The sequence below is a fragment of the Roseibium sp. SCP15 genome (assembly GCF_040329435.1).
Classification (GTDB): domain Bacteria; phylum Pseudomonadota; class Alphaproteobacteria; order Rhizobiales; family Stappiaceae; genus Roseibium.
Window position 1 is genome coordinate 1,046,709 of the sequence record NZ_JBDZYI010000002.1, and the last position, 26,582, is coordinate 1,073,290.

The 26,582-nt window shown below is 56.5% G+C and carries 28 protein-coding genes; 7 read left to right on the forward strand and 21 right to left on the reverse strand.

Features of this window, described 5'->3' with window-relative positions:
* Positions 1–15: 15 nt before the first annotated feature.
* From sucD to zapE, 4 genes are all read right to left on the reverse strand, one after another.
* The gene (gene sucD / locus ABLO27_RS12230) at positions 16–921 is read right to left on the reverse strand and encodes a succinate--CoA ligase subunit alpha (protein WP_353033197.1); all 906 of its coding nucleotides are present in this window, start codon (positions 919–921) and stop codon (positions 16–18) included.
* Positions 922–2,121 (reverse strand): ADP-forming succinate--CoA ligase subunit beta, encoded by a 1,200-nt coding sequence (gene sucC / locus ABLO27_RS12235; RefSeq protein WP_353033198.1) that lies wholly within the window; start codon positions 2,119–2,121, stop codon positions 922–924.
* Positions 2,122–2,193: 72 nt separating this feature from the next.
* The gene (mdh, locus tag ABLO27_RS12240; RefSeq protein ID WP_353033199.1) at positions 2,194–3,156 is read right to left on the reverse strand and encodes a malate dehydrogenase; all 963 of its coding nucleotides are present in this window, start codon (positions 3,154–3,156) and stop codon (positions 2,194–2,196) included.
* Positions 3,157–3,329: 173 nt separating this feature from the next.
* Positions 3,330–4,511 (reverse strand): cell division protein ZapE, encoded by a 1,182-nt coding sequence (gene zapE, locus ABLO27_RS12245; RefSeq protein ID WP_417714773.1) that lies wholly within the window; start codon positions 4,509–4,511, stop codon positions 3,330–3,332.
* A 145-nt stretch (positions 4,512–4,656) separates the two neighbouring features.
* Here zapE and ABLO27_RS12250 point away from each other — a divergent pair, with 145 nt between their 5' ends.
* Positions 4,657–5,199 (forward strand): GrpB family protein, encoded by a 543-nt coding sequence (locus ABLO27_RS12250; RefSeq protein WP_353033200.1) that lies wholly within the window; start codon positions 4,657–4,659, stop codon positions 5,197–5,199.
* A 106-nt stretch (positions 5,200–5,305) separates the two neighbouring features.
* On the opposite strand, the gene ABLO27_RS12255 is transcribed toward ABLO27_RS12250, so the two are convergent.
* The 3 genes from ABLO27_RS12255 to ABLO27_RS12265 all read right to left on the reverse strand — a co-directional run bounded on the left by ABLO27_RS12255 (position 5,306) and on the right by ABLO27_RS12265 (position 7,248).
* Positions 5,306–6,091 (reverse strand): DUF7662 domain-containing protein, encoded by a 786-nt coding sequence (locus tag ABLO27_RS12255; protein ID WP_353033201.1) that lies wholly within the window; start codon positions 6,089–6,091, stop codon positions 5,306–5,308.
* A gap of 74 nt (positions 6,092–6,165) precedes the next feature.
* On the reverse strand, positions 6,166–6,693 hold the full coding sequence (locus ABLO27_RS12260) for a protease inhibitor Inh/omp19 family protein (RefSeq protein WP_353033202.1): 528 nt from the start codon (positions 6,691–6,693) through the stop codon (positions 6,166–6,168).
* Between the two features lie 108 nt (positions 6,694–6,801).
* Positions 6,802–7,248, reverse strand: coding sequence for a low molecular weight phosphatase family protein (locus ABLO27_RS12265; RefSeq protein WP_353033203.1), 447 nt, complete (start codon positions 7,246–7,248; stop codon positions 6,802–6,804).
* A 233-nt stretch (positions 7,249–7,481) separates the two neighbouring features.
* On the opposite strand from ABLO27_RS12265, the gene ABLO27_RS12270 reads away from it, so the two are divergent.
* The 4 genes from ABLO27_RS12270 (at position 7,482) to ABLO27_RS12285 (ending at position 11,756) form a co-directional block, all read left to right on the forward strand.
* Positions 7,482–7,859: an MAPEG family protein gene (locus tag ABLO27_RS12270; RefSeq protein WP_353033204.1), complete on the forward strand. Its 378-nt coding sequence runs from the start codon at positions 7,482–7,484 to the stop codon at positions 7,857–7,859.
* A 276-nt stretch (positions 7,860–8,135) separates the two neighbouring features.
* Positions 8,136–9,029: a 1-acyl-sn-glycerol-3-phosphate acyltransferase gene (locus ABLO27_RS12275; protein WP_353033205.1), complete on the forward strand. Its 894-nt coding sequence runs from the start codon at positions 8,136–8,138 to the stop codon at positions 9,027–9,029.
* A gap of 101 nt (positions 9,030–9,130) precedes the next feature.
* On the forward strand, positions 9,131–11,020 hold the full coding sequence (gene recQ / locus ABLO27_RS12280; protein WP_353033206.1) for a DNA helicase RecQ: 1,890 nt from the start codon (positions 9,131–9,133) through the stop codon (positions 11,018–11,020).
* Between the two features lie 76 nt (positions 11,021–11,096).
* Entirely contained in the window at positions 11,097–11,756 is a 660-nt protein-coding gene (locus tag ABLO27_RS12285; protein ID WP_353033207.1) for an outer membrane protein, read from the forward strand.
* A 132-nt stretch (positions 11,757–11,888) separates the two neighbouring features.
* On the opposite strand, the gene ABLO27_RS12290 is transcribed toward ABLO27_RS12285, so the two are convergent.
* From ABLO27_RS12290 to sdhC, 9 genes are all read right to left on the reverse strand, one after another.
* The gene (locus ABLO27_RS12290) at positions 11,889–12,410 is read right to left on the reverse strand and encodes a hypothetical protein (protein ID WP_353033208.1); all 522 of its coding nucleotides are present in this window, start codon (positions 12,408–12,410) and stop codon (positions 11,889–11,891) included.
* 145 nt (positions 12,411–12,555) lie between these two features.
* Positions 12,556–13,200, reverse strand: coding sequence for a peptide-methionine (S)-S-oxide reductase MsrA (gene msrA, locus ABLO27_RS12295; protein WP_353033209.1), 645 nt, complete (start codon positions 13,198–13,200; stop codon positions 12,556–12,558).
* Positions 13,201–13,419: 219 nt separating this feature from the next.
* Positions 13,420–13,797, reverse strand: coding sequence for a VOC family protein (locus tag ABLO27_RS12300; RefSeq protein ID WP_353033210.1), 378 nt, complete (start codon positions 13,795–13,797; stop codon positions 13,420–13,422).
* 173 nt (positions 13,798–13,970) lie between these two features.
* Entirely contained in the window at positions 13,971–15,407 is a 1,437-nt protein-coding gene (gene creD / locus ABLO27_RS12305) for a cell envelope integrity protein CreD (protein ID WP_353033211.1), read from the reverse strand.
* 296 nt (positions 15,408–15,703) lie between these two features.
* A complete protein-coding gene (locus tag ABLO27_RS12310; protein ID WP_353033212.1) occupies positions 15,704–16,486 on the reverse strand; it encodes a succinate dehydrogenase iron-sulfur subunit in 783 nt (260 codons plus the stop codon).
* 57 nt (positions 16,487–16,543) lie between these two features.
* The gene (locus tag ABLO27_RS12315) at positions 16,544–17,392 is read right to left on the reverse strand and encodes an FkbM family methyltransferase (RefSeq protein WP_353033213.1); all 849 of its coding nucleotides are present in this window, start codon (positions 17,390–17,392) and stop codon (positions 16,544–16,546) included.
* A gap of 11 nt (positions 17,393–17,403) precedes the next feature.
* Positions 17,404–19,230 carry a succinate dehydrogenase flavoprotein subunit gene (gene sdhA, locus ABLO27_RS12320; RefSeq protein ID WP_353033214.1) on the reverse strand — a complete coding sequence of 609 codons (1,827 nt, stop codon included), beginning with the start codon at positions 19,228–19,230 and terminating at the stop codon, positions 17,404–17,406.
* Positions 19,231–19,235: 5 nt separating this feature from the next.
* Positions 19,236–19,619: a succinate dehydrogenase, hydrophobic membrane anchor protein gene (sdhD, locus tag ABLO27_RS12325; protein WP_352946197.1), complete on the reverse strand. Its 384-nt coding sequence runs from the start codon at positions 19,617–19,619 to the stop codon at positions 19,236–19,238.
* A gap of 10 nt (positions 19,620–19,629) precedes the next feature.
* The gene (gene sdhC / locus ABLO27_RS12330; protein WP_352946199.1) at positions 19,630–20,028 is read right to left on the reverse strand and encodes a succinate dehydrogenase, cytochrome b556 subunit; all 399 of its coding nucleotides are present in this window, start codon (positions 20,026–20,028) and stop codon (positions 19,630–19,632) included.
* Positions 20,029–20,324: 296 nt separating this feature from the next.
* Here sdhC and ABLO27_RS12335 point away from each other — a divergent pair, with 296 nt between their 5' ends.
* Positions 20,325–21,032: an aquaporin gene (locus ABLO27_RS12335; RefSeq protein ID WP_353033215.1), complete on the forward strand. Its 708-nt coding sequence runs from the start codon at positions 20,325–20,327 to the stop codon at positions 21,030–21,032.
* Between the two features lie 66 nt (positions 21,033–21,098).
* On the opposite strand, the gene ABLO27_RS12340 is transcribed toward ABLO27_RS12335, so the two are convergent.
* From ABLO27_RS12340 to ABLO27_RS12355, 4 genes are all read right to left on the reverse strand, one after another.
* Positions 21,099–22,004, reverse strand: coding sequence for a glutaminase (locus ABLO27_RS12340; protein ID WP_353033216.1), 906 nt, complete (start codon positions 22,002–22,004; stop codon positions 21,099–21,101).
* Positions 22,005–22,033: 29 nt separating this feature from the next.
* Entirely contained in the window at positions 22,034–22,732 is a 699-nt protein-coding gene (locus ABLO27_RS12345) for a sulfate transporter family protein (RefSeq protein ID WP_353033217.1), read from the reverse strand.
* A 136-nt stretch (positions 22,733–22,868) separates the two neighbouring features.
* Positions 22,869–23,795 (reverse strand): ornithine cyclodeaminase family protein, encoded by a 927-nt coding sequence (locus ABLO27_RS12350; protein ID WP_353033218.1) that lies wholly within the window; start codon positions 23,793–23,795, stop codon positions 22,869–22,871.
* Positions 23,796–23,803: 8 nt separating this feature from the next.
* Positions 23,804–24,949, reverse strand: coding sequence for a DSD1 family PLP-dependent enzyme (locus ABLO27_RS12355; RefSeq protein WP_353033219.1), 1,146 nt, complete (start codon positions 24,947–24,949; stop codon positions 23,804–23,806).
* A 100-nt stretch (positions 24,950–25,049) separates the two neighbouring features.
* Here ABLO27_RS12355 and ABLO27_RS12360 point away from each other — a divergent pair, with 100 nt between their 5' ends.
* Positions 25,050–25,976 (forward strand): LysR family transcriptional regulator, encoded by a 927-nt coding sequence (locus ABLO27_RS12360; RefSeq protein ID WP_353033220.1) that lies wholly within the window; start codon positions 25,050–25,052, stop codon positions 25,974–25,976.
* Here ABLO27_RS12360 and recR read toward each other — a convergent pair.
* Complete coding sequence (gene recR, locus ABLO27_RS12365; RefSeq protein WP_353033221.1) at positions 25,973–26,581, reverse strand: recombination mediator RecR; 609 nt, start codon at positions 26,579–26,581, stop codon at positions 25,973–25,975. The two genes, ABLO27_RS12360 and recR, sit on opposite strands and share 4 nt — an antisense overlap.
* Position 26,582: the final 1 nt, after the last annotated feature.

A 26,582-nucleotide genomic window follows, 5' to 3' on the forward strand; every position in this document is an offset into this window, starting at 1 on the left:
AATTTTCTTGCTCTTTTAGCCCTTCAACACTTCGAGAAGGGTTTCGCCGAGCTTCGCCGGAGAAGGAGACACTTTGATGCCTGCCTCTTCCATGGCTGCGATCTTGTCTTCAGCACCACCTTTGCCGCCCGAAATCACGGCACCGGCATGGCCCATGGTGCGGCCCGGAGGAGCTGTCCGGCCTGCAATGAAACCGGCCATCGGCTTGGAACGGCCCTTCTTGGCTTCGTCCTTGATGAACTGAGCAGCTTCCTCTTCGGCGGACCCGCCGATTTCACCGATCATGATGATCGACTGGGTCTCATCATCGGCAAGGAACATTTCCAGGACGTCGATGAACTCGGTGCCCTTGACCGGATCACCGCCGATGCCGACTGCAGTGGTCTGGCCAAGACCTGCATTGGAGGTCTGGAACACGGCCTCGTAGGTCAGCGTGCCGGAACGGGAAACAACACCGACCGAACCCTTCTTGAAGATGGAGCCCGGCATGATGCCGATCTTGCACTCCTCAGGTGTCAGGATGCCTGGGCAGTTCGGGCCGAGCAGACGGGAATTGGATTTCTCCAACCGGCGCTTGACCTTGACCATGTCCGCCACCGGGATGCCCTCGGTGATGCAGACGATGAACGGGATTTCCGCATCGATCGCCTCGATGATCGCTGCGCCCGCGCCTGCCGGGGGAACGTAGATCACGGATGCATCTGCACCGGTTGCTTCTTTGGCTTCGCCAACGCTCGCAAAGATCGGCAGCTGAGCAGAGCTTTCAACGCTGCCCCAGGTCTCGCCACCCTTTTTCGGGTGCACACCAGCGACCATCTTGGTGCCGTAATATTCGAGCGCCTGTTCCGTGTGGAACGTACCGGTTTTGCCGGTCAGGCCCTGAACGATGATTTTCGTGTCTTTATTGACGAGGATCGACATTTATGCGCCCCCCTTGACGGCTTTCACGATTTTCTGGGCGGCGTCGTCGAGATCGTCAGCGGCGATAACATTCAGACCGCTTTCGTTGATGATCTTCTTGCCAAGTTCAACGTTTGTGCCTTCCAGGCGCACGACGAGCGGAACCTGCAGACCAACTTCCTGAACGGCTGCGATCACGCCTTCCGCGATTACGTCACAACGCATGATGCCGCCGAAGATGTTGACCAGGATGCCTTTGACGTTCGGATCGGATGTGATGATCTTGAACGCTGCCGTCACCTTCTCCTTGGAAGCGCCACCGCCAACATCGAGGAAGTTGGCCGGTTCGGCACCGTAGAGCTTGATGATGTCCATGGTTGCCATGGCAAGGCCGGCACCGTTGACCATGCAGCCGATGTCACCGTCCAGGGCAACATAGGCAAGATCATACTTGGACGCTTCGATTTCCTTGGCGTCTTCTTCAGTCTCGTCGCGCAGAGCCATGATGTCGTCGTGGCGGAAGAGCGCGTTGCCGTCGAAGGACACTTTGGCGTCGAGAACACGCAGGTGGCCGTCCTTCATGACGATCAGCGGATTCACTTCCAGAAGCGCCATGTCTTTTTCGACAAAAGCCTTGTGCAGGATCGGGAACAGCTTCTTGCCGTCTTCGGCAGCGGCACCGGTCAGTTCCAGAGCTTCGCAGAGCTTGGCCACGTCAGCTTCGGTTACGCCTGTGTCCGGGTCGATCGGCAGGGTGATGATCTTTTCCGGGGTCTCTTCGGCAACGGCTTCAATGTCCATGCCACCTTCGGTGGAGACGACAAAGGCCGGACGGCCGACAGTGCGGTCCACCAGAATGGAGAGATAAAGTTCGCGCTCGATGTCGGCACCGTCTTCAATGTAGAGGCGGTTGACGACCTTGCCCGCATCACCGGTCTGTTTGGTGACAAGAGTGTTGCCGAGCATTTCCTTGGCGTGTGCGGTGACTTCATCCAAGGAGAAAGCCAGACGGACACCACCTTTTGCGTCTTCCGGCAGTTCCTTGAACTTGCCCTTGCCGCGGCCACCAGCGTGGATCTGGGACTTCACGACCCAAAGCGGTCCCGGAAGGCTCTTTGCAGCGGCTTCAGCTTCGTCGGCAGAAAAAATCGCGACGCCTTCAGCCACCGGAGCGCCGAATTCCTTCAACACCGCCTTGGCCTGGTATTCATGAATGTTCATGTGTTTCCCCCGTTTTCGGAGAACCGTTCCTTCGTCGGGAAGGAACGGCTGCTATTTCCTGAATGCCTGGGCTTAGCCAAGCGCCGGCTGGATTTTCTTACAAGCATCAACCAAGCCATCGACCGCAGCGACGGACTTTTCGAAGTTGGCTTTTTCTTCGCCCTGAAGGTCGATCTCGATCACGCGCTCGACGCCTTCGGAACCGATCACGACCGGAACCCCCACATAGGTGTCCTTCAGGCCGTATTGGCCATCGAGAGAAGCGGCACAAGGCAGTACGCGCTTCTTGTCACGCAGGTAGCTCTCTGCCATGGAAATGGCGGAGGCTGCCGGTGCGTAGAATGCGGAACCTGTTTTCAGAAGGCCGACGATTTCAGCGCCGCCGTCACGGGTGCGCTGAACGATTTCTTCCAGACGCTCAGCCGTGCACCAACCCATCTTGACCAGGTCGGGCAGCGGGATACCCGCAACGGTGGAGTAACGGGTCAGCGGAACCATGGTGTCGCCATGACCGCCAAGAACGAAGGCGGTGACATCTTCGACGGAAACGTTGAACTCTTCAGCAAGGAAGTAACGGAAGCGCGAGCTGTCCAGGACGCCGGCCATACCGACGACCTTGTTCTTCGGCAGGCCGGAGAATTTCTGCAGTGCCCAGACCATGGCGTCGAGCGGGTTGGTGATGCAGATGACAAATGCGTTCGGTGCGTATTTCGCGATGCCGGCGCCGACCTGCTCCATGACCTTCAGGTTGATTTCAAGAAGATCGTCGCGGCTCATGCCCGGCTTGCGCGGTACGCCGGCGGTGACGATGACAACGTCTGCGCCTTCGATAGCTTCATAGCTGTTGGCACCGGACAGGTTGGAGTCGAATCCGTCAACCGGGGAAGATTCTGCAAGATCGAGTGCCTTGCCCTGCGGAATGCCTTCCGCGATATCGAAGAGAACGATATCCCCCAGTTCCTTCAAACCTGCCAGATGAGCGAGTGTGCCGCCGATCTGACCTGAGCCGATCAAGGCGATTTTGTTCCGTGCCATATCGAAAGTTTCCCTTTACGTAAGATGGAACCATGTGCCATCCGCCGATGACTGTGGATGGCACTACTCCCTTTGTGCCGCCTGCGCAACCTCGCCAAAAGAATATTGCCCAAACGGAAGTAAAATTTCTCAAATCTTCCCGTCTGCATAATTCACCTATAGGGAATGCAGACCTATGCGTGTACTCCTATGTGATTACCCGCAAGGTAAGCTTCGGACCGCATTTCGATCAAACGCGAGGCCGTTCGGTCGAATTCAAACGCCTCGGTTCCGTCCTCGGCCACGTATAGCGATGTCGGCTCTGCCTCCGCCGAGACGACCAGCTTGATGCCGTTATCGTAAAGTGTATCGATCAGCGTGATGAAGCGTTTGGCTTCATTGCGCCGCGCTTTCGACATGACCGGCACATGATCCAGGAAGACCGTGCTGTAGGCATTGGCAATGCGCAGATAATCACTGGCGCCAAGTGGCTGCATGCACAAATCCTCAAAGGTGAAACGCGCAGCACCGGCCGCAACACAAGGCACGTGAATCTTCCGCCCCTTGTTTTCCAGCTCTTCCGTATGCGGCTTCATATCGTGGGTGAGTTTAACCCAGATCCGGTCCATCTGTTCATCCGCCTCGTTCCCGAGAGGGGTGACATAGACGGGCGCTCCGGCGAGTTTTTCCAGCCTGTAATCTGTGGGCGAATCCAGATGCAACACTTTCACTTTCGAGGTCAGCATCTGAATGAATGGCAGGAAAAGTTGCCGGTTGAGGCCATCCTTGTAAAGTTGCGACGGTTCGACGTTGGAAGTTGCCACCACAATGACACCGCGCTCGAACAATTGCGTGAACAGGCGGCCCAGAATCATCGCGTCGGCAATGTCGGTGACCGAAAACTCATCGAACAGAAGCAACCGGGTTTCATCCGCGATCTGGCTGGCGACAGGGGGTATCGGGTCGTCCCCCTTCACTTCTCCGCGCTTATGTGCCTGGCGGTGTTCATGAATACGTTCATGGACATCATTCATGAATTCGTGAAAGTGGACCCGACGCTTTCTGCGAATAACCGTGACCTCGTAGAAGAGGTCCATCAGCATTGTCTTGCCGCGCCCGACACCGCCCCACATGTAGAGACCTTGCACGGCCGCCCATAACTGGTTCTTCTTGCTGGCAAACAACCAGCCCAGCGAACTCTTCTTGGATGCGAGACGGGTTTCCGCCAATCGAGTGTTGAGAAGATCGAGTTGATGCACGGCTTCCCGCTGAACGGGATCTTCTTTGATCTGGCCCGACACGATGAGCGCGTCGTAGCGGGCATTCAGTGCGCTGTTGACCGGCAGTTCCATTCTCAAGGGTGCTGCTCCCTCCATGAGGACTCATGGGGCCCGGGGTGTTATTTGCACGGCGAAATACGGTCAAAACGCCGCAGATGCAAGTCATGATATGTTTCGAACCTGTTACCCGAGTTAACGTATTCGTTTTTCAACCGTTTGAAATTTATGGATTTCACGCGACATGACAATTGAACTTGTTGGTCATGACCCTTCCTGGAGCGAGCAGGCTGACCGGCTGATTGGAGACCTGCGTTGTTTGCTGGGGGACACGGTAGCGCGTCTCGACCACGTTGGCTCAACTTCAATCCCGGGTTTGATGACCAAGCCCAAACTACATATCGACGTTGTGCTGTGTCCCGGAATTTCGCCTGAACCGGTCAGCATTCGCCTTGAGGAGTTTGGCTACGCCAATCTGGGTTATCTGCATAACCTGAAAGAGATACAACTTACGCGTTCAAAGGGATTTTGTTTCGGTCCAAGGCAATCTGAACCGGAGCTCTCTGTCTTGGCTCACCGATTGTGTATTTGCAGGTCAGACTGCCTGGCGCCAGTCAAACGGCGACGCTTCCGCGATGCCTTGCGAAACAACCCGACGCTCGTTCAGGAATATGAAAAGCTCAAACAGGACCTGATTGCAAAATTCGGCAATCCGCCCGATTGGGACCGTTACAATGGCGGCAAGACCGACTTTATCAATGCCGTTGTCGAGGATCATTTCCAGTGACGAGCCTTCAATACCAGTTCGCCCGCGACCGGAAGACCGGTTGCGGGCGTTGGGCACGATGATTGTTCACCGTGCGGGAGGAGCTGAATACGCGCTGACCTGGCAATTAGCGCAGAAGTAGCATCGTCTTTCTGCCGTTTTGCAGTTCCTGAAGATAGAGCAACTGCGCGACCAGATAGCACTCGGACTGCTCGTCAAGGTCTGCCTTCCGGCCGCGTCCGTCGGTCAGCAGCCAGGCATTTCCTGCCTTAACGACATCGCACTCGATTGGCGCCTTTGAGTCAAATTCCGTTCTTTCAAAGACTTCGGCACCAACAGAGCTGTCTGTGTCGTTTTCCAGGCCCTTCATTTCCATGCGCAAACTGCGATAGGCCTGTTGAACGGACATGGTGGCCACGATCACCGTTTGTACGTCGTCGCCGTTCAGAGCCGCAAATCGCAGGACACCGCCCTTTTGCGGAACAGTGTTCTTTGAACAAGGAGTGCTTTGAACCTCGCCGAGCGCACTCCATTCGGCCCGGAGCGTGACCGTCGCCGGTTGGCGAAGCGCGGCCATTTCCTTGGCAAGACGCCGCTCGGCAGCCTTTTGGGGATTTTTTGCTGCCCGATCCGCCCGCGCTGCGCTGTTGGCGAGTACCGTGCCACCGATCCGCAACCGCCTGAACACGATCACGTCGCGCATCAAGTCAGTGCGTTCCACGCGCCAGCCCGCGTCGAGCCAGGCATTCTGATGCACCAGGCTGCCACCGGAATTAGCCCACCAGGTACGGTGCTCCCGGGCGCTCTTGGGAAGCGAGGAACCAATAATTTCCTCCACTTCTTCCAGCTTGGCAGCCCAGACAACGTCTTTCAGAAGAGCCAGATGCTCACGCAGTGGTTCGTATTTCGACATTTGCACAGCCTTTCCGGTAGGTGTGCAAATATACACTTTTAACGCGCAATGTCCAGCATAAATACGGAGGGTTGTTAACGGAACAACGAGATCGGAGCACCTGCCGAGGTCTGTCCGTTAAACTGCCCGGGAGTGCTGGAATAGAGTTGCGCGACGATCACGCCGGACCCATCCTTCAAAACGACCTGATTGCCGTTGAGATCCCAGGCGGAAATTCCTGAAAGGACCGGTGTTGCACAGCCCCTGGTGTTTGCACGGTAGCCACCGGACCATGTGGTCAGGGTCATGAAAGCCATGCAGTTGTCGCCGGCAGAAGACAGTTTCCACCCACCGAGCAGATCTGAGCGTCCGACGGTTTGTGCATTGGCTGGCGCTGAAACCGGGTTGTTGGCAAGGTCCGCAGGAGCTGACGCCACGTCGGTCGGTGACCCTGCGACAGGAGCCGCGTTGGGATCAAGCGGTGCGAGCGACCCACTGCCAACCGGTGTGGTCGGTGTCGCGGGCAAAGGTGCAGCATAATTCCGGCCTCCGGATAAACGCTGACACCCGGCGGCGAGGACCACCAATCCCAGAACCAAAACCAGTTTACCCGAGCGCTTCATGACGAATCATTCCCTTAACATCGCCTCTATCCCGACGCATCTCTTAGCCTAGAATTTGTCAAAAATGCAAAACCCGTCGAAATTAACTTCACCGCGCGATCAATCGGTTCAAAAAGAGACTGAACCTTCAGCGGTTTGGGCAGGTTCAACAAGCAGGTCAATCGACTTTCTGATTCGATGAAAATAGTCCGCACCTGCAGCGAATGTTGACCGCAAGGGCGGTTTCCCGGCCACACTCCACCAGTGGCTTGACGTCGTTGCCTTCCAGATCCGGGGCAAAGTGATCGGCTCCATGTCTGCAAGATAAATAACTCTGTCGGGGACCACCCCATGCGGCATCAGAAAGATATCGACCGACTTGGGGTTGAGACCGTCAGCGCAAACACCTTCTGTAGAAAGGAGCCGGTTTACATATCGGTTCAGGTCTTCAGCCGGAGTGATGCCGGCCGAAAATGCCCGCATGAGACCTCTCGCGCGACAGTTCAGATAAGCCTCTGCCAAGGGACCGAGCAGGGAATTGTCCGGGCAGATGAAAAGGACGGTCGTCTTCGTCACGGAGTTTTCCTTCGCAGGCGCGATCACAGCGGCCCGTGCCGCGGCGACCTCCCCCTAGCGCCGGAGCGAGAAATCTTTATGACAAAACGTCTGGTTCCTGCGTTTCATGAGGATAACCGGAACAACCTTGCCAAAAATGCGAAGGCATTTACGTGCTATTTCACTACGAATTTTCTTGCCGGACGACAGCCACCGCACATATGGAAACGGACAAAGAATTTTAGGAGATTTAGATGCCGGTTGCCTTCTGGTGCATTCTCGTCGCAGCCATCCTTCCCATTCTGTCGGCATTCCCGGCAAAGCTGAGCAAGGACTTCGACAACTCGAACCCAAGAAACCCCGACTACTGGCGAGAGGGTTTCCGGGCGCGGGCCCAATCCGCACAAGCCAACGGATACGAAGCCTTTCCCTTCTTTGCAGTCGCTGTCTTCGTGGCCATCAGCCAGGGAGGCGCGCTCTACTGGATCGATCAGCTAGCGGTTCTGTTTATCCTGCTCAGGCTCATTTACATCTTCTGCTACTGGACTGACCGGTCAACGCCCCGTTCTGTTGCCTGGGCAGCGAGTTTTCTAACGATTGTCGCACTTTTCATCAGTCCGGTGTGGAGTTGATCCTCGCTCTTCCAAGCAAACGGATCAGATCTCTCCCTCTCTTTCACGCTCAGAGCTCCGGCCAATCCATCAGCCGAGCTGGTACCCACAGGATTTGATCCCCAATCAGCCACTTTGCCGCTGGGCAAGGGCGAAATTTGGTCACGAACGCTGACTAGCCTTCGATCGGACAAGGGCCTAAACTCCAAAATTGTTCAACGAAAATTTGCACCAAGCGGCTGATTTCGTTAACGATGTTGAATAGAAGTACGGTTTACCGATGGGCAGAGGTGCATTGTGCGGACGACAGACCAGACGACGGACACCTTGCCGGCGCGCCACCAGGCGGCGTCTCAACGGACTATTTCCGACCAGCATATAGTCGACGCGCTGATTGCAGAACGGGGCAAGCTGGTGATGGCGAGCCCATGGTGGCCATTCATCCGTCCCTTCGCTCACAAGGTGCTGCGCTACAAGTCCGCTGTCGACATGGCCGACACGATTTCGCAAATGGAAGCGCTGGATGTGTTTGCGCATCTGAGCAGTCTCCTCAGCCTTGATGTAACGACACTCGGTCTTGAGCGCGTGCCGAGCGAAGGCCCCGTTGTGCTCGTCTCCAATCATCCGACCGGGATCGCCGATGGCATCGTGCTCTACGATGCCATCAAGCCCCGCCGCGACGACCTGGCGATCTTTGCCAATCGGGATGCAATCCGCATCAACCCGCGCCTTGCCGACATGATTATCCCGGTCGAATGGCGTGCGGACTTCAAGACACGCGAAAAATCAAAGGAAACCATAAAGCTCGCGTCTTCTGCTTTCTCGAAGGAACGGGTTGTCGTTCTTTTTCCCTCAGGCCGGCTGGCATACTGGCATGACGGCAAACTGACCGAGCGCCCATGGATGACCTCGGCTCTGGCGCTGGCGCGCAAGAACAAGGCGCCGATCATTCCGATGCATATGGGCGGACGCAATTCCGGGCTGTTCTATTTCCTCGCCCGGGTATCAACCGAATTGCGCGACATGACGGTCTTCAACGAGTTGCTCAACAAAAAGAATGCCAAGTTCAGGGTTCATTTCGGCAAACCGATCCGGCCCGAGCGGCTGGAGGGCGATCTCACCGACCTGACCGAACAGATGCGCGTTCATTGCGCCGAGACACTGGCCACAAATCCTGACGCGGAATTCTAGATCAGCGTTCCGCCCCGGCTCCCTAAATCATCCACAGGCTCGTTTGCTCTCCGCCCGCGAATAAGACAATGTGCGGAGGAATCAAAGGATGCCGCTGTCTCATGCCTGTGTCGCCCGCTCTTGCCGCGGATGAAACCATTCCAGTTCCGATAAACGATGCTCCGCTTGTCAGGCCGGAGCCGAAGCCGCTTGCCGTCTTGCAAAAGGTATTTGGTTACAGCGACTTTCGCGGAAAGCAACGCGCGGTCATCGACACGCTGATCGACGGAAACGATGCCGTCGTCCTGTTTCCGACCGGCGCCGGCAAATCCTTGTGCTACCAGATCCCTGCGCTTTGCCGCCAGGGTGTTGGCATTGTTGTGTCACCTCTTATTGCCTTGATGAAGGATCAGGTCGGCGCGTTGACTGCTGCCGGAGTTCGGGCTGCGGCATTGAATTCCACCTTGTCGCCCGAAGAGCAGGCCGCACTTCGCGAAAGCCTGCGCAATGGCGAGATCGAGCTCCTTTACGTAACGCCGGAGCGGCTTGCCAACGAGAATTTCCGGCGGTTCCTGGATACGCTCAAGATCGCGCTTTTCGCAATTGACGAGGCCCATTGTGTCAGTCAGTGGGGGCATGATTTCAGACCGGAATATCTGTCCCTGTCCTGTTTGTCGGATCGTTACCCCGGTGTGCCGCGCGTCGCTCTCACGGCAACGGCGGATCCCCATACGCAAAAGGACATTCTCACCAGACTTCAGCTGGAAGAGGCTCAGGTCTTTTCGACCAGCTTTGACCGGCCCAATATCCGCTACGAGATCGTTGAACGTACCAATCAGCGACAGCAGCTGCTGGACTTCCTGAAGAAACATGATGGTGAAAGCGGCATCGTCTACTGCCTCTCGCGCGCGAAGGTCGAAAACATAGCGGAATGGCTGACGGCAAAAGGCATCAAGGCCCTTCCCTACCACGCCGGTCTGCCTTCTGAAAAACGCGCCTCGCACCAGGACGCCTTTTTGCTGGAAGAAGGTCTTTGCCTTGTTGCGACGGTTGCCTTTGGCATGGGCATCGACAAACCGGATGTGCGGTATGTTGCGCATCTGGATCTACCTTCGTCGGTTGAAGCCTATTATCAGGAAACCGGGCGGGCGGGGCGCGACGGGGCGCCCTCCGAAGCCTTCATGGCTTATGGCATGGCGGATCTCGTGCAAAGGCGGCGTATGATTGCGGAGGGCGATGCCCCGGATGACGTCAAACGCGCAGAAAACACCAAGCTGAATGCGCTTCTGGGCATATGTGAGACAGCAGGCTGCCGACGGCAGGCATTGCTGGCACATTTCGGTGAAACCTATCCGGAGCCTTGCGGTAACTGCGACACGTGTCTCTCTCCAATCGAAACCTGGGATGGGACGGAAGCTGCGCAAAAGCTGATGTCGGCGATTTACCGCACCGGCCAACGTTTTGGCACCGGGCACGTTATCGATGTGCTTTTGGGCAAATCGAACGAGAAGGTTGCCCGTTTCGGCCATGACGGGCTCTCCGTGTTCGGGATAGGTCAGGACCTGCCGCAAAAGACCTGGCAGTCAATTGCCCGGCAATTGGTTGCGGCCGGCTATGTCGATGTCGATCATGACCATTTTGGTGCGCTCGTGCTGACCGAAAATGCCCGGACGGTCTTGCGCGGCGAGGAAAAGATTGCCCTTCGAAGGGACAGGAACGCGGCCGGATTGAAACAGACACGTTCATCAAGAACGGCTTCCATTGCTGACGAACTCGATGAAGAAGACAAGCTCCTCTTCCAGCGGTTGCGTCGCCTGAGAACCCAGATTGCGCGGGACCAGAATGTCCCCCCCTATGTCGTCTTTCCCGATGCGACGCTTGCGGGAATCGCTGCTGCCCGCCCCGTTTCGGCCGATGCTCTCCTTTCTGTTTCCGGCATTGGCCAGTCCAAGCTGGAAAAGTATGGCGAAGCCGTCATCGAACTGGTTGAGGCATTTGAAGTCGGCGTTTGAATTTGTTTACCTTAACGACTTGTTGATGATATCCGAGCGATAAATCCCTCATTGGTTGTATGTCAGGGGGTATTCAATGCGGTTCATCTCGCTTTTTTTGATTTCTGTTTCCGGCGTTGCTTCATCCGCTCTGGCGGCCGATATTCCTTCTTCGGAAGTTCCGATTGCCAATTACGGCGTCGTGGAAGATTTGCGCCTGAACAGAGCTGATTGGTCCGGTTTCAATGCAGTCGTATTCGCCGGAGGCGGCTTTCTGAACGGCGACGACAGCCTAGGCGGCGACAGCTTTTTCCGGTCCGGCCTTGTCGGCGGATCTGTTGGCTACGATCACCAGTTCAACCAGTTCGTCTTCGGCGCCAGTGTCGAAGGCGCTTTCACGAATTTCAGGGGCAACACCAGTACCGGGAACACCGGTCAGAAGTCCAACTGGCTCGGCGCTGCAACCGTCCGGGCAGGATATGATGCCGGTCGCTTCATGCCTTATGTCTCCGCCGGCGTCGGTTTCGGAAACTACAAAGTCACTCGCAAAAGCGATGGTGCTTCGGATGAAAACACGCATGTAGGATTTGTCGCCGGTGCCGGCGTCGAGGGCCGGATCACTGACAACGTCTTCGCAAGGCTCGACTACAAGCACTATGAGTTCGGCAGCAAGACCTACAGCATCCCCGGATGGTCATCGTTCTCGGTTGACGGGAAGGCAGATATCTTCAGCGTCGGGGTTGGATACCGTTTCTAAGGCCTTGCGCAAAAAGATTGGCTTTCTTGTCGCCGCCTGAAATCCAAGGGTTCAACGCGACAGGTAGTATTCTTGGTTCAAGGTTTTCACTCAACGCCGTAAAATGAGGTCGGAGAACGGTCTGGCTTGACGTCAGTTCTCCGATCGCAGGCACAGTTGATAGGCGCCGGCAACATACTCGAGCGTTTCCTCGTCCGGACGAGACAGAAACTGATCAACGATCTCGCGCAAGGCCAGATGCGTCTTCTTGTTTTGACGCAAACGTCTGTAGGAAGAGCCAAGCTTGTAGATCTGATCGATTTCCTCACGCGAAAACAGATCGAGTCCGGCAATCCCAAGCACCACGCCCAGATCCGCATTGGTTCTGCGGCTCAGGTTGTGGGCAACCAGAAAACCAAACAGACCGGTTATGAACCGGTTTTCGAATGACAAGTCATCGAATTTCACACCGACCGTTTTCAAGATCAGCGACATCACTGCGACCGTTGCCGTTGCGGCAAATTCGGTTGGTGTGTTGGTATCAACGATCTCGAGATCTGTTGCCTTGAGCAATCCAGCCAGGCTGCCGCGCAAACGGTCTTCCGTTTCAACAGCCCTGAGCTCTGAAACAAATTCCGGTTCTTCTGAACTCCGACTTCCAAACAAACCAAGCATCACTCCGTCCTCAAAGACGTGAGCCCACCTGAAAATGGTAGTGCACAACTTACGTTACGGCAAATATAGAATGTGCACTCACTAAACCTGCAAGGGAGCGAACACAAAAATGCCCGGCATTGCCGGGCATTGAGATGACAATCTTTCAGGAACCGGCCTTGGGCAATCCCTTGTAGGCTTCCCCACCCCAGACTGACTTGACCCTGGCATCACGACCGCAAGCCTTGCGGTAGCCCTTATATGCGTCGGCTCGGGTGACGTAGCCGAAGCGCGTCAAGGTACGGACTTCGCTCTTGTAGTATCCCTGATGGTACTCTTCCGCTGGCCAGAAGACGGCAGCTCCTTCGACCGGCGTCACAACCTTGCCGCCAAGCGCCTCGTTCGCCTTGGCGACCTGTGCCTTCGCCGATTTGGCCTGTTTTTCATCCAGCGGATATATGGCAGTGGAATATCCGAAGCCCCGGTCGCAGAACTGACCGCCCGGATCTGTTACGTCAACAGTTCTGAGAAAAATACCGACCAGGTCGCCGTAACTGATCTTGGACTCGTCGAAATCCACCTGAACAACTTCGCGGTGTCCGCCGCGCTCGTAATTCTTGTAGGTGGGGTTTTGTGTCTTGCCGCCCGCATAGCCAGAAACGACATCACGCACGCCCGGCAATTTTTCCAGATCCGACTCCACGCACCAGAAGCAGCCCCCCGCCAGGATGGCGGTTTCAGCCTGCGCGGGAGCAAGTGGGCCAGCGCTGGCAAGAGCAGCAAGAAAGGTCAGCGGTAAAATACGCTTCATGTCAGATCCTCCATTACAGTGTTTCGGAAAATCCTTGAAACACCAGCATCACATAACGCTTTGAAATCTTCGAATTCAGACAGCGTCAGGTGATTCACACTTTTCCGATAACGCTTTGGTTGCCGCTAGAGGTAACGCATCCGGCCAGAGAGACAACTCAACTCCACTGCGCAAACCTGCACAACGCCGTGAGATCCACGTGACTGGTTTCCTGAATCCTCAACTCTCCCAGATATTTGCAGATCGCTCAAATTCAGGTGCCTGCGGATCGACAACACAGAACCTGTGACCGCTGGTTGCCTCCATCACCACCCAATGCTCGAAACGTTGCACTATTTTCGCACCCAATTTCTCAAGACGAGCGACTTCTTTTTCAGGATCATCAGTCTCAATGTCGAGATGAACACGCGACGGGTGCTCTACCGACTGAAGCAGGATGCCCATTTCGCCAGCCTTGCCTTCCAGGCGGCGGTATCGGGGATTTTTTGGCTTTGCCTCGACCGTTCTTCCAAGCGCCCCGGCCCAGAACGATGCATGATCGTCGATATCTCCACCTTCGCAATCGATCACAAGATCACCCAATCGACTCTTATGCATTTTCATCTCCAAAACTGGAATTCAAATTAGAACAAATATCGAACAAAATAAGGCAAGCCGCAATACTTGTCTTGACCTGTCTGCCAGGGAACGCGAGCAAAGGGTTCAAAAGAGCGAAGCAGGCCGAGCGGCCTGCCTCTCTTTGATACTTGCTTGTCTTTGCATGAACTCGGTCAAGCTGGCGCGTTTTCTGCGGGCTGCCTTTCGGATCGCTGCCCGGTCCAGTCGATTTGCTGTGTCGCGAACATGGTGACTGCGAGCGCGACGAAGGCGATGACCGATCCGATCAGCAAAGCGTAATCCTGCTCGCGCATCAAGGCGAACAGAACACCGAAGATGCATGCCAGGACGGTGAACATCACCAGGCCAGCGAAGCGGCTCTTCAGTGACGTACCAACATAAACCGCATTGAGAACCGTGGCCGCACCTGCCGCAATCAGATAGGCCGGGGCGTAACCCACATGTTCTGCGAAAGCGAGCAACATCACATAGAAGATAATAAGGGCGAAGCCGACCAGACCGTACTGGATCCAATGGAACCGCCAACCGGACCGCATTTCAAGAACGAAGACCGCCAGGAATGTCAGACTGATAAAGCCAATGGCGTATTTTAGGGAACGTGAAATGGTCTGATAAAAATTAACCGGCTCGACAAATTTCACGCCGATGAGTCTTGTTGCCAACGGCAATCGTTTTGTTTCCTGAAATTTCGGAATACCGCGAGCCAGGTAAGGAATACTCCAGGTGGCATCAAAACCACTATCAGAAATGTTTCTTGTTTCGGGTAGAAACGCCCCGGTGAACCCCGGATGTGGCCAGTTAGACTGCAGCTTCACGCTGGTGGTCTGTCCCGCAGGAGCAATAAAGACCGCAGATGATCCATTGAGCTGAAAGGGAATTTCAAAGGTGAAGCCCTTCCGCCAATCGGCCGCAGGAATGCCTGCATTGATCCCCGATGCATGCTGTGGATGGGAAGACCCGTTTTCCGGATTGAACACCAGAGATTCCAGGCCAGGCTCGAAGGGAACCTCGCGGGTGCCATCCAGCTTGAGGGCAACCTCGCTTTTCAAAGCCCGCAGATCTCCAATTCCGACCACGAGAACCGCCTTGTCTGCAGCTATGTCGATCCTGCCGCCGTGTTTGGGTTCAAATGCGCCTTCCGGTGGTGTTTCGAACCGGCCCTTCAAACTCAAACGGCCATTGTAGACCGGCAGTGTGTAGATGGATTTTTGTCGCTCTTCCACGACGATGTCTCCCGAGACATCCAGCTTTTTCGGAAAAAGCACAACCTTGCGACGGACGGTTTTGGTTTCTCTCTTCTCACCAAGTCCGACATCAAAGGTCTCGGTGAAGGGAATTACCAGGTAAGGCCCGTTGATTTCCTGCGTCCCGCCCCAGGACCTGGCGATGTCGCGGGCAACCTCCCGTGCCCGGTCCGCCCTCTCTTCCACCAGCACCCAGACGAATGTGCTCGGCACCATAAGCATCAGGGTAACGAAGCCGATCAGGATGAACTTGGCCGCCGGTGAATTCAGCAAGGAGTACCCGCGATGCGATGGAAATCTGCCGGACGGTATTTCTGAAAATGTCTTATCGGTATCACTTGTCATTCATTCGAACCTCTGCCGGACGGAACCCAAACAAGCGGGCCCGTTCAATGGGTCGAATTTTCAGAACAATCAGGATCATTACAGGGCGGAATTACAGGCCTTTTCCGCAAAGAATTTGCAGAAACTGTGCAGCCGTCGAGACAGGAAAGGCCAAGCCCCAAAAATTGTCGCAGCACATGGTGATCGCTCCGACTGGCTTTGCGAGATATGGATAAGATTTGGTTCCGAGCAGCTGCCAACAAAAAAGGCCGCCCCTGGGGGACGGCCTTTGCAACTGAGGCGCACTTCGCGACAGGTCAGACCCTGCGTTCCACCATCATCTTCTTAATTTCGGCAATCGCCTTTGCCGGGTTCAGGCCTTTCGGACAAGCCTGAGAGCAGTTCATGATGGTGTGGCAACGATAGAGACGGAACGGATCTTCCAGATTGTCCAGACGCTCACCGGTTGCCTCATCACGGCTGTCGATCAGCCAGCGGTAGGCCTGCAGCAGGATAGCCGGTCCGAGATAACGGTCACCGTTCCACCAGTAGCTCGGGCAAGATGTTGAGCAGCATGCGCACAGGATACACTCGTAAAGTCCATCCAGCTTGACACGATCCTCATGCGACTGGAGCCATTCCTTTTCCGGAGCAGGAGAAACCGTTTTGAGCCATGGCTCAATGGAACGGTGCTGGGCGTAGAAGCGGGTCAGATCCGGCACGAGATCCTTCACCACCGCCATATGCGGCAGCGGATAGATCTTGACGACGTCACCGGCAATCTCGTCCGCGCCCTTGGTACAGGCGAGAGTGTTGGTGCCGTCGATGTTCATGGCGCAGGAACCGCAAATCCCTTCGCGGCACGAACGGCGGAAGGTCAGGGTCGGGTCGATCTTGTCCTTGATATAGATAAGACCGTCCAGAACCATCGGCCCGCAATCATCCGCATCGACAAAATAGGTATCGACCCGCGGATTGCGGCCATCATCCGGGTTCCAGCGGTAGATCCGGTATTCGCGCAGGTTGGTAGCGCCTTCCGGCTTGTCCCATACCTTGCCTTCCGTCACCTGGGAGTTCCGGGGAAGCGTCAGCTGAACCATCTCGTTACTGCTCCGCGTTGGGCCCATTTTTCGCGTCCGGGCCGAAAATCCTTTTGCTCAGACACCGAGCTCAAAGATCATGTTGTCATCTGTCTGGCCGGTCACCTGATAGCCGCGGCTTGCCAGTTCGGGCAGGCAATCCTCGGACCAGTACGGCCGGCAATTGGTTTCAAGAAGGATCACGCGGGGCCAAAGGCCTTTATCCGCATGCCTCAGGAAGGGAAGAACCACCCGGTCCTCGAACCCTTCAACATCCACTTTCAATACGTCTATGCGGCAAAGCCCCTGCTCATCGACGATCGCAGTCAGCGGCCGGACCTGAACAAAGGTCGGCGACCAGTCTCCAGCCCATTCGCCCGTGGTCAGATCCTTCACAAAGGTGGCAAAGCCACAGTTGCTCGGCTCCAGCCAAAGCGGCAATGTGTCGTCCCGGGGACCAACCGCCGAATTGACGATGGTGACGTTTTTCAGGTCGTTGGCACGAACGTTGAAACTGAGCTTGTCCGCAGTTTGCGGATTGGCTTCGATCGAGAGAACATCAGCGCCGAGACCCGCGGCAAAGATCGAATAGGAGCCGATATTGGCACCGACATCGACGAAGACCTTGCCCTGACCGAGAAGCGGCTCAATCAGCTTGTGCTCGGCACGTTCCGGCAAGCGCCCCTTTGCAAGAATCTTGCGGTCGTCATAGTTCTCTCCCGGATAGATCCGGAACTTCAGACCATCTGCTTCAAGGTCGTAAGGCCCCTTGAAGATTCGCGCGACCAGGGCCCGAATGCGCTTGCGCAGGCCTTTGGAAAGATCGTGCCGGTCGGCAAGACGCCAGGCAACACGGACCATCCGTTCGGCTGGATAGGTGCCAAACGGACTTCTTGTGTCCAGAAGAGGTGTTGCTGCCTGGCTCACTCAGCGCTTCCTTAGTAGACGCGCGCCTTCGGCGCGATCTTTTTCGGGTCGATGCCGCCTTCGTCAAAGGTGGTCAGCGGATCGAGCACGACGGGACGATAGTCCAGCTTTACATCGCCGGCGTCATTGACCCAGGCCAGCGTGTGCTTGCGCCAGTTCTCGTCGTCACGGCCGGCAAACGGACCGTCCTTGTAATCTTCGCGAGCATGAGCGCCACGGCTTTCCTTACGGGCTTCCGCGCCATAGACGGTCGTGATCGCATTGGCCATCAGGTTTTCCAGTTCCAGCGTTTCCACCAGGTCGGAATTCCAGATCATCGAGCGGTCAGAGACCTTGAGGTCCTTCAGCTCGCCCCAGATCTCGCTGAGACGCTTGCATCCCGCCTCGAGACTCTCCTGGGTGCGGAACACAGCTGCGTCTTCCTGCATCGCACGCTGCATCTTGTTGCGCAGATCCGCGGTCGGAATCGAGCCGTTGGCATTCCGCAGATTGTCGAAGCGATCCATGATCTTTTCGCAGGACGCCTCGTTCGGAACCGGTACGGCAGATTTCGGATCGACGACCTCAGCTGCCTTGATCGCCGCTGCGCGGCCAAAGACCACAAGGTCGATCAGCGAGTTGGAACCGAGACGGTTCGCACCGTGGACGGACGCACAGCCAGCTTCACCAACGGCCATCAGACCTTCCTGGATGCGGTTCGGGTTCTTGCTGTCCGCATTCAGCACTTCACCCCAATAGTTGGTCGGAATACCGCCCATATTGTAGTGAACCGTCGGCAGGACCGGGATTGGATCCTTGGTGACATCAACACCGGCAAAAATGCGCGCGCTCTCGGAGATGCCTGGAAGGCGTTCCGCAAGCAGTGCCGGATCAAGGTGATCCAGGTGCAGGAAGATGTGGTCGTTGCCCTTGCCGACACCGCGGCCTTCGCGGATTTCCATGGTCATGCAGCGGGAGACAACGTCGCGGGACGCCAGATCCTTCGCTGAAGGCGCATAACGTTCCATGAAACGCTCGCCTTCCGAGTTGACCAGATAGCCACCCTCGCCGCGAGCGCCTTCGGTGATCAGGCAGCCGGAGCCGTAGATTCCCGTCGGGTGGAACTGAACGAATTCCATGTCCTGCAGCGGCAGTCCGGCACGGGCAACCATGCCACCGCCGTCACCGGTACAGGTGTGCGCAGAGGTCGCGGAGAAATACGCCCGACCATATCCGCCGGTCGCGAGAACCACCATCTTGGCGGAGAAACGGTGGATGGTGCCGTCGTCAAGGTTCCACGCAATCACACCCTGACAAACGCCGTCTTCGGACATGATCAGGTCGAGCGCGAAATACTCGATATAGAATTCCGCGTTGTGGCGCAGAGACTGGCCGTAAAGCGTGTGCAGGATGGCGTGACCGGTCCGGTCGGCTGCCGCACAGGTACGCTGCACGGGGGGGCCTTCACCATAGTTCTGCATATGGCCACCGAACGGGCGCTGATAAATCTTGCCCTCTTCGGTCCGGGAAAAGGGAACGCCGTAATGCTCAAGCTCGTAAACCGCCTTGGGCGCCTCGCGGGCAAGGTATTCCATGGCATCGGTATCACCGAGCCAATCGGACCCCTTGACGGTGTCGTACATGTGCCATTCCCAGCAGTCCGGCGTCATGTTCTTCAGGGACGCTGCAATACCGCCCTGGGCCGCCACAGTATGGGAACGGGTCGGAAACACCTTGGTGATACAGGCAGTGCGCAGTCCCTGCTCGGCCATGCCGAGCGTTGCACGCAGGCCTGCGCCACCGGCGCCGACGACGACCACGTCATAGGTGTGGTCGATAAATTCATAGGTCTTGGCCATACGGGTTAACCTCCAAAGCCAATCTTGAGCACTGCGAAAATGCAGCCAAATCCGATAAAGGCGCAGAAGAACGTGTTTGCCATCAGCGACAGGAACTTGATGCCTTCGCCGTGGATGTAGTCTTCAATGATCACCTGCATGCCGAGCTTCATGTGATAGACGCCGGAGAGGATCACCAGCAGCAGAATGATCGAAACCAGCGGGTTCTTGAGCGTTTCGATCACTTCGCCATGGGTCGAACCCTGCATGGCGATGACCATGATCACGAAGAAGCTGATCAGGAACACGTTGGCGACAGCCGTCACGCGCTGTTTCCAGAAATGGTCGGTGCCTTCCTTGGCCGAGCCAAGACCGCGAACCTTGTTCAGAGGGGTGCGCATATCCGCCATGACACTCTCCTTAGCGAACCATGTAACCGATGATCCAGAGGATCAGCGTCAGGGAAACGGAACCAATGATGGTGGCCTTGGCCAACCACTCGCGTGCGTCCTTGCCGAAGCCGGCACCCATGTCCCAGATGAAGTGGCGCAGACCGCCCAGCATGTGGTGCACCAGGGCCCAGGTGAATCCGAACAGGATCAGGCGCCCGATAATGGAGCCGTAAATTTCGTTGACGAAATCAAAGTAAGTCGGACCGGCGGCAGCAGCGATCAGCCACCAGGCCAAAAGAATGGTGCCAAAATAGAGCGCTGCACCGGTGATGCGGTGCAGGATCGACATGACCATCGTCAGAATAGGCTTATAAATCTGAAGATGGGGCGATAGCGGGCGGTTGCCCCGCAGATCGGCGTTCGACATGGAATTCCTCTCCCGTACGACGCTACCTTACGCTTACGGAAACGTAAGCAAATCAATGCGTTGTTCTCAGTGGTTCTAGCGCCAAGAATGCGTCGCGTCAAAACATCATAAAGGCGTATCTTGAATACCGTAGGTGTTTTTTCAGTACAGCGACAATCAAATTCCAGGTTTTGCGCCTTCCGCAGCGCACAACGTCAAGTGCTTTCCAAGAGTTCAAATTTGCGCAACTCTCGTTAACGTCACCACGGTTTTGGTGACCTCCACCGGGCTTGCAGTACGTTTTGGAGGAAAGGCATATGAAAAAAGCAATCGCTGAATTTATCGGTACTTTCACACTTGTACTCTTTGGATGCGGTGCCGCCGTCATCGCGGGAATGGGCACCGGAAGCACATCAATCGACGTTCTGGGAATCGCGTTTGCCTTTGGTTTGTCCATCGTTGCAATGGCTTACGGCATCGGCATGATTTCCGGTTGCCATATCAATCCCGCCGTCAGCCTTGGCGTCTTTCTGGCCGGAAGAATGCCCGCAGGGGACCTTGTGACTTACTGGATTTCCCAGGTTCTTGGCGCACTGGCTGGGGCTGCCGTTCTCGCCATCATCCTCGGCGGCAAGGCAAGTGGCTGGGATGGCGGGTTAGGTCAAAACGGTTGGGGCGCCGGCAATTTCGGCGAATACAATCTTGTTTCTGCATTGGTATTTGAAGCGGTGGCGACGTTTCTTTTCCTTGTCTGCATCCTCGGGGTGACGCAAAAGGGTGCGCCTGCGCATCTCGCGGGCCTTGCCATCGGTCTGACGCTGGTGGTCATTCACATCGTCGGCATCAATGTGACCGGTGTCTCGGTCAATCCGGCCAGATCGCTTGGTCCGGCAATTGTCGGTGCGGGAAGCAATCCCGGAGCACTTGCCCAGGTGTGGCTGTTCATTCTTGCTCCGCTCATCGGCGGCGCGGCGGCCGGGGTGCTTTTCAAATCCGGCGTCTTGTCAGCGGAAAGCGATAGCTAGCCATGCGGTCACTCGTCGGCAGTTCTGCCGGATCAGGTTTGCCGGGATGATCTCTTCGGTGAGCAATCAACCGAAGACGGACCAGCCGGTTCGTCTGGCGAAGGTTTCCATGGCCTCGGTGCCCAGTTTGGAATTGCCGTAGCGGTTGAGACCGGGAGACCAGACAGCAATGGATGCCCTGCCCGGCGAGATCACCAGGATTCCGCCGCCAACACCACTCTTGCCGGGCAAACCGACGCGAAAGGCAAAATCACCCGACCCGTCATAGTGGCCGCAAGTCATCATCAGGGCATTTATCCGCCGCCGGCGTTCAACAGAAACCAGTTGCGGCATCTCCTGCGCATCGACCAGGAAGCGGCCCGCCATGGCCAACTGGCGGCAGGTCATTTCCACACCGCATTGGTGGCAATAGGTGCCAAGTACCTTGCCCACGGTCGAACGCAGATTTCCGTGAGAGGCAAGGTAATGCGCGAGAGAAAAATTGCGGTGTCCCGTCGCAATCTCCGAATGGGCTACCTTCTCGTTGATATGAATGCTGTCATCATCAGCTGCCGCGCGAACAAAACGAAGCAGCTCCCCGAGCGCTTCCTTCGGACTGGATCCGGCAAGGTATGTGTCGGTGGTTACCAGCGCGCCCGCATTGATGAAGGGATTTCGCGGGATACCGTCCTCGCGTTCAAGCAACAGGATGGAATCGAAGGACAATCCAGAAGGTTCCCGTCCAACGCGATACCATAGCTGGTCGCCAACCCGACCCAGCGCAAGCGCGAGAGCAAACACTTTCGAGACCGACTGGATGGAAAACGGCACCTCTGCATCGCCAGCGGTGAAGACCTGTCCATCCGCCAAGGCAATTGCAATCCCGAACTGCTCCGGATTAATGCCTGCCAGTTCCGGGATGTAGCTCGCGACTTCTCCCTTGTCGGGATCACCGGCCGCAGCCTCGGCCAAGTCGTTCAGAAGGTCCTGCATGTGCCACTCCTACAAGGAAAGGCAGTTCGTCAGATCGCCGTTCCGGATGCAAGTCTCTTATAGAGATGCATCATAAAGATGGTTGCGAAAATCGGCGTGACCAAGTTCAGAATCGGAACGGCCAGCAGGCAGGCAATGACCAACCCGCCAAGGAAAACGGTTCCACCGCGTGCCTTTCTAAAGGCCCTGGCCTGTTCCGGCGGCATGAAACGCATCGCGGCAAATTCAAAGAATTCCCGGCCGAGCAGGTATCCGTTCACCACGAAGAAGGCAACAAGGTTGACGCCCGGGATGAGAAGTAGAAGCAGAGCGAAAAGGTTTCCGGCAATGACGATGCCGGTAAACTTGATTGTCTGGCCGATCGACTGCGCAAATGGCAGCGCCTTGCCGGGACGGTCGCCCGGGTAGTCGCGCGTTTCAACGATATCGGCGATATCGTCCTGAAAAAGGCCGGCAAAGAGTGCTGAGATCGGCGCGATCAGGAAACCGAGCGCAAAGACAGCGCCGATACCCGTCAGGATCGAGATCGACCATTCGACCCAGTTCGTCCAGGCAGCGTCGTTGCCATATTCGGTAGCGGCAACACCAAGAAAGTGTCCAACGACACCCTGCAGCACGATCCAGATCACCACGAGGATCGCGATCGTGAACCCAAGCATCTTCCAGAAAATTGCGCGGAATGGCTGCTCGAACACCTGTGACATGGCACGGGAAGCGGCTTGGAACATGAAACCCCTGTCAGAATAGACACTGTTGCTTGGGAGATAGGAGATGAACCAGACGATCGCAAGAGTGCTTGTGATGGCGATCCCCGACAATCAGACCCTGCACATTCCCTGGCATTTACTGAGCAAGTGCCAACTGTCAGCCCTCGCCACGAGCGACAATTTCCAGAACGGCTTCTGCGACGTAAAGATCCTGGACGGACAATCCGGAGCTGTCGAAGACGGTGATTTCATCGTCGTCGGTTCTTCCCGGAACCCGGCAACTCAACACATCCCCGATGGCAGTTAGGGACGAGTGTGCAGGCGCGTGCTGAAACTCCCCGATCGTGCGCGACTGAACGGGAAGATCGCAAAAAAGCCGTGCATTTTCAAAAAGTGCGGGAGGCAATTCCTGTTTGCCTGATGTGTCCGAGCCCATGGAAGCGACATGTGTTCCAGGGCGCACCCAATCTGCTTCAAACAACGGATTGCAGGCCGGTGTCGCGGTCACGATGATGTCTGCCTGGCGGCAAGCTTGCTCGGCTGCGCAGACTTCGGACTGAATGCCTGCGGCTTGAAGAGCTACGGAGAACCTCTCGCCCTTTTCGCGGTTCCTGGCAACAACAAGAACGCGCCTGATATCGCGAATTCGCGTCAAGGCGCGGACTTCAAACTCAGCCTGATGACCTGCGCCGAACACCACGAGTGTTGAAGCATCCTCTCTTGCCAAAACGTCTGCGGCAACAGCATCGGCGGCAGCGGTGCGAAACGCATTGAGCCGCCCGGCTTCGACTGCTGCGCCTATGCGGCCATTGTTCTGGTCAAACAAGAAGATGATCGAGTTGTGGCGCGGAATGCCTTGCTCTTCGTTACCGGGCCAATAGGAACCGACCTTCAGGCCCGCAAGGTTGGCGACTGCGGAGGACTTGATCGCATAGACATTGTCCGGGTCGCTGCCGTGACCGATCACCACCGGAAATATTGCCGTTCCGGGTTCAGCGGCGGCAATGAGAGCCTTTCTGACGGCTTTATAAGCCAATTCATGTGTTGCGAGCCGAGAGGATACTTCTTCTGGAACATATTTCATGATCGACCTCACCAACCGCCGAAACGGTGCCAGGTTTTCAATGATGCTGCCGGGCGTGAAGGTATGACATTGTATGCGTCGAAATTGCTTGCGGTCGCACAGGCATGGACCGGCAAGATCCTGAGCAAAGTACCGACAGGCAGGTCCGGGAGAGCAGCATTGCTGCCGGGTCGGACGGCAATTATTCCGTGTTCCTGATTGGCCTTGACGACCATCAGGTCGGGATATGGGTTGCCGGTAGCGTCGCAGACCAGCCCCAGCCCCTGATCAACGCTTTGCCGGGATGTGCCTTTGTCCTGCGACAGCGCCATCCATCCTGCATCTGCAATGATCCAGCCCTTCTCGCGCTGATGTCCCACAACAGTGGTCAGAACCGAGAGTGCAATGTCATCAATCGCACACACGCCAATGCCGGCCTGAAACAGATCAAAAAACACATAAACTCCGGCGCGGACTTCCGTGACGCCGGCAAGATCTTGCGCCGCATGGGCCGTCGGCGTCGAACCAATACTGACAACCGGACATGGCAGACCTGCCGAACGCAGAGTTTCGGCGGCAAGAACGGCTGCCTTGCGTTCTCTTTCGGCGAATTCGGAATGAGCCGCTCGGCCACTCACCTCATAGCTTTCACCCGCATGGGTCAGTACGCCCCGCAATTCCGCAGCGCCTTCGTGGAGGATGCGGCCGATTTCAACCAATGCGGGGGCGCTCGGATCAACCCCGCTTCTGTGGCCGTCACAATCGAGTTCAATCAATGCTGGAATTGGATTTGCGGTTCGACTTGAAGCCTCTGCCACAGCCTGGGCCTGTTCCACACTGTCCAGAATGACCGAAAGATCGCACCCCTTTTCTCGAATTGCTGCGACCCGGTCGAGTTTCTGAGGAGCAATGCCGACGGCGTAAACGATGTCCCTGACACCAGCGGCGGCAAACGTTTCTGCTTCGGCCAATGTCGAAACCGTTGCCGGTCCTGTTCCCCCTGCCAACAATGCTCTGGCCACATCGATGGATTTTGCCGTTTTCAGATGAGGGCGCAGCGAAGCTCCCTTGTCGGAAATGTGCGACTCCAGTCTTTGGATATTCCGAAGCATTCGCCTCTCGTCCAGAACAAGAGCGGGTGTCTGGAGACCTGCAAACAGGCTGCTATCCGTCATCAAAAGCTCCCTTGTGGGAATGAGCATGCCGACAGGATACCTCTTCGAGATCCATAGTTTCCATTAACTCTTTCTTCATTTCATGATAAGCACAGCCTTAATGCTAGATGCCAAGGATCTTCGTTTCTTTTCAGTTGTCGCCGCCTCGCCCTCCCTGGCAGCGGCAGCACGCGCACTTGATGTCACGCCTCCGGCAGTGTCCCAACGGCTTGCTCAGATGGAAGCGCGAATTGGCCTGCACCTGGTGGAACGCGGGCGAGGCTCCCTCACCTTGACAGCAGCCGGCGATGCGCTGGCGCAAAGGGCCAAAAGAGTTCTGGACGAAATTGAAGCCATAAACGAAGAGATCTTTGCTCACCGAAACAGGATCTCCGGTCCGCTGCACGTGATCGCACCGTTCGGCTTCGGGCGCGTGCATGTGGCGCCCGTTCTGTCAAAGCTGGTGCAGGACCAACCGGATGTTTCCCTGAACCTTATTCTCAGCGATGCTCCCTACCGGGAAATCGCCTCGAGCAGCTGGGACCTTCTCATCCATGTGGGTCGCTTGAGAGATTCATCACATATTCAGCGCAAGCTGGCCACGAACCGGCGACTGTTGTGCGCCTCTCCCGCATATCTTGAAAAATGGGGAACTCCAGCGCATCCCAAGGACCTTTCCGCTCACAGATGCGGGGTTATTCGAGAAGACCTCGCGGACGTAACGATGTGGAACTTTTCAGACGCTGGCGGATCCGAGCAGTCCATCCGGATCCGGCCAAATTTTGCCAGCAATGACGGCGAGGTTGTCAAATCCTGGGCCCTTGATCATCTCGGCATCGTCCAGAGGTCGGAGTGGAATGTTGCAAGGGAAATAGCGAATGGACAACTCGTTCAGGTGCTGCCCGACTTCCGATTGCCGAACGCCGATATTGTTGCGCTGCTCAGCCCCAGGACGCTGCGCACGGCCCGCGTCGATCATGCATTGAAGCTGCTTGTAGACGCTTACGCATCGAAGCCGTGGAGCGGAGCCGCGGTCGGAGAGGATTAGAACCGCGTCCGCGCTTTCAACGCCTGCGCGAGTGTGCCCTCGTCCAGATAATCCAGCTCGCCTCCAACGGGCACACCATGTGCGAGCTTGGTGACATTGACGTCGAGCGGTGAAAGCTGGTCCATGATGTAGTGCGCCGTCGTCTGGCCCTCGACCGTCGCGCTGATTGCAAGAATGATTTCCGAATAGCCTTCGGATCCGCAGCGGTCGATCAGAGAAGCCAGATTGAGATCTTCAGGCCCGATGCCGTCAAGCGGAGACAAGGTACCGCCGAGCACGTGGTAACGGGCGTTGACGGCGCCCGCGCGTTCCAGAGCCCAAAGATCGGCAACATCCTCAACGACGACCAGAACGCCCGGATCCCGCTTGGGGTCCGCGCAGATTGTGCAGGGATTGGACGTATCGACGGTGCCGCATGTGGAGCAGATACCGATTTCGCTCACAGCGACACCCATGGCCTCGGCAAGAGGAACCAGCAGCTGATCCTTTTTCTTGATGAGATGCAATGCGGCCCGGCGCGCAGAACGAGGCCCAAGCCCCGGCAGCTTCGCAAGCAGTTGAATCAACCGCTCGATCTCGGGTCCTGCAACCTGCTTTTGCGCCATT

Bases quoted from the DNA above. Each gene is read 5' to 3' on its own strand.
- sucD (WP_353033197.1), bottom strand. From the start codon at position 921: ATGTCGATCCTCGTCAATAAAGACACGAAAATCATCGTTCAGGGCCTG.
- sucC (WP_353033198.1), bottom strand. From the start codon at position 2,121: ATGAACATTCATGAATACCAGGCCAAGGCGGTGTTGAAGGAATTCGGC.
- mdh (WP_353033199.1), bottom strand. From the start codon at position 3,156: ATGGCACGGAACAAAATCGCCTTGATCGGCTCAGGTCAGATCGGCGGC.
- zapE (WP_417714773.1), bottom strand. From the start codon at position 4,511: ATGGAGGGAGCAGCACCCTTGAGAATGGAACTGCCGGTCAACAGCGCA.
- ABLO27_RS12250 (WP_353033200.1), top strand. From the start codon at position 4,657: ATGACAATTGAACTTGTTGGTCATGACCCTTCCTGGAGCGAGCAGGCT.
- ABLO27_RS12255 (WP_353033201.1), bottom strand. From the start codon at position 6,091: ATGTCGAAATACGAACCACTGCGTGAGCATCTGGCTCTTCTGAAAGAC.
- ABLO27_RS12260 (WP_353033202.1), bottom strand. From the start codon at position 6,693: ATGAAGCGCTCGGGTAAACTGGTTTTGGTTCTGGGATTGGTGGTCCTC.
- ABLO27_RS12270 (WP_353033204.1), top strand. From the start codon at position 7,482: ATGCCGGTTGCCTTCTGGTGCATTCTCGTCGCAGCCATCCTTCCCATT.
- recQ (WP_353033206.1), top strand. From the start codon at position 9,131: ATGCCTGTGTCGCCCGCTCTTGCCGCGGATGAAACCATTCCAGTTCCG.
- ABLO27_RS12285 (WP_353033207.1), top strand. From the start codon at position 11,097: ATGCGGTTCATCTCGCTTTTTTTGATTTCTGTTTCCGGCGTTGCTTCA.
- ABLO27_RS12290 (WP_353033208.1), bottom strand. From the start codon at position 12,410: ATGCTTGGTTTGTTTGGAAGTCGGAGTTCAGAAGAACCGGAATTTGTT.
- msrA (WP_353033209.1), bottom strand. From the start codon at position 13,200: ATGAAGCGTATTTTACCGCTGACCTTTCTTGCTGCTCTTGCCAGCGCT.
- ABLO27_RS12300 (WP_353033210.1), bottom strand. From the start codon at position 13,797: ATGCATAAGAGTCGATTGGGTGATCTTGTGATCGATTGCGAAGGTGGA.
- creD (WP_353033211.1), bottom strand. From the start codon at position 15,407: ATGACAAGTGATACCGATAAGACATTTTCAGAAATACCGTCCGGCAGA.
- ABLO27_RS12310 (WP_353033212.1), bottom strand. From the start codon at position 16,486: ATGGTTCAGCTGACGCTTCCCCGGAACTCCCAGGTGACGGAAGGCAAG.
- sdhA (WP_353033214.1), bottom strand. From the start codon at position 19,230: ATGGCCAAGACCTATGAATTTATCGACCACACCTATGACGTGGTCGTC.
- sdhD (WP_352946197.1), bottom strand. From the start codon at position 19,619: ATGGCGGATATGCGCACCCCTCTGAACAAGGTTCGCGGTCTTGGCTCG.
- sdhC (WP_352946199.1), bottom strand. From the start codon at position 20,028: ATGTCGAACGCCGATCTGCGGGGCAACCGCCCGCTATCGCCCCATCTT.
- ABLO27_RS12335 (WP_353033215.1), top strand. From the start codon at position 20,325: ATGAAAAAAGCAATCGCTGAATTTATCGGTACTTTCACACTTGTACTC.
- ABLO27_RS12340 (WP_353033216.1), bottom strand. From the start codon at position 22,004: ATGCAGGACCTTCTGAACGACTTGGCCGAGGCTGCGGCCGGTGATCCC.
- ABLO27_RS12345 (WP_353033217.1), bottom strand. From the start codon at position 22,732: ATGTTCCAAGCCGCTTCCCGTGCCATGTCACAGGTGTTCGAGCAGCCA.
- ABLO27_RS12350 (WP_353033218.1), bottom strand. From the start codon at position 23,795: ATGAAATATGTTCCAGAAGAAGTATCCTCTCGGCTCGCAACACATGAA.
- ABLO27_RS12355 (WP_353033219.1), bottom strand. From the start codon at position 24,949: ATGACGGATAGCAGCCTGTTTGCAGGTCTCCAGACACCCGCTCTTGTT.
- ABLO27_RS12360 (WP_353033220.1), top strand. From the start codon at position 25,050: ATGCTAGATGCCAAGGATCTTCGTTTCTTTTCAGTTGTCGCCGCCTCG.
- recR (WP_353033221.1), bottom strand. From the start codon at position 26,581: ATGGCGCAAAAGCAGGTTGCAGGACCCGAGATCGAGCGGTTGATTCAA.